The sequence below is a fragment of the Pseudomonas sp. AC083 genome (assembly GCF_979253165.1).
This window is the reverse complement of record NZ_CEEDDH010000307.1, coordinates 1-242: the sequence shown is the minus strand read 5'-3', so window position 1 is coordinate 242 and position 242 is coordinate 1. Positions and strand designations below refer to the sequence as shown.

Below are 242 nucleotides of genomic sequence, written 5' to 3'. Positions count from 1 at the left end.
CCCTCTTACATATTTGCTCTAGTTGTTACTCGACTTTAAGACCTTTTAAATACTCGTAAAGTGCATCTGCTTCTGAGTCATTTAATTTAGGGTACGTTCCTGTCATCTTATTACCTGGTTTAAAGCTTTCTGGATCTTTCAGCCATGCTTTCACATTTTCTTTGTTCATGTCTTTGATTCCAGCTACTTTCGTCCGTTCCCCGAAGGTCGCAAGGTTTGGTGCTGTCCTTGCTGCTTCTGGC

Annotated in this window: 1 protein-coding gene; it reads right to left on the bottom strand. The window is 41.7% G+C overall.

Going from position 1 to position 242, the window contains the following annotated elements:
- Nucleotides 1-25: 25 nt before the first annotated feature.
- Nucleotides 26-242: c-type cytochrome (locus AC0IXA_RS28030; protein WP_471814998.1), on the bottom strand; the 217-nt coding region annotated here is incomplete at its 5' end.